We start from the raw sequence: 988 nt of genomic DNA, 5'->3' as shown, positions 1-988 counted from the left end.
CGCCGATATTTACACTATAAAGGTATCACTCGGGCTTGTTCAACACTTGGGATAAGGACGCGGCTACGCGCGGCCTATCCTTATTTGTTAGTTTTTTATATCGTCGTCAGGAAAGTAGATTCGATCGCTATATAGAGAAGGCATTACCTGAAAACAACACCCTCGAATAACACCAATATAAACCATAGTAATGTAAACAACACTGACTAGAATGGCTTTTAAACTTTCAAATGAGATTACGCTACTGTCCTCTGTAAAAGTGAACATGCTAACTACCAATGATGGACTATCTTCGAACCCAACCGCTAAACTAAGCAGACTTGCCGACAGAAAAGCAAAACAATTCTTTTCTAAGTTGAGAAGATTCCTAGTTTCTTGATGCTTTTCAGCAACAACACCTAAAGCTACTGAATTATCATTCTTTATCGCATAAGTTCGCATTTGAGACGTTGTGACATACTCTTTTGCAAACGTCTTTCGAAAATTGCCATTATCAGGATTTTGCAAGAACTCAATAGTCGGCAGTGATAATACGATTTGTGAGATCACGAACTTTAACCCAGTTACGACGACTGCCATGAATAAACTGTATACACAAAGAAACACCAAGAAGCTACCAATCGTTATGTTGGATTTGATATAGCTAAAATTCAGTTCGAAAATAGAAATGCCATACGCATAAAGCAAAATCCCGTCTAGAAATATAACGAACGTAGAAAGAAAAACGAAATAGTTAAAACTATCTGCCCTATCCATTATTTGATTTACGTAAGACAAAACTTTATCCACTGTACTCTCCAAAAGAACTAACGCCTCAAACACCGGCTTGGGTAAGCTGGCGGCTTTTTTGCGTTTTTTGCGAAAAAGGTGACAGCTTACCCAAGTCCGCGTGCTTTGATTTGTGTACGCCCAGCATGGGCATGAACTAATGAGGTGAAAGTCCTCTGTAGGAAGGTCACCGTTCAATAACATGCTGTTATTAAACGTT

1 protein-coding gene is annotated in these 988 nt (G+C 39.0%); it reads right to left on the bottom strand.

The annotated features are described in order from the left end of the window. Positions 1 to 87 precede the first annotated feature (87 nt). A partial coding sequence (locus L2748_RS24105) for a hypothetical protein (protein ID WP_248957831.1) occupies positions 88 to 988 on the bottom strand: 901 nt, incomplete at its 5' end.

It is taken from the genome of Shewanella sairae (genome assembly GCF_023283535.1).
Classification (GTDB): Bacteria; Pseudomonadota; Gammaproteobacteria; order Enterobacterales; family Shewanellaceae; genus Shewanella; species Shewanella sairae.
This window is presented reverse-complemented; position numbering and strand designations above follow the sequence as displayed.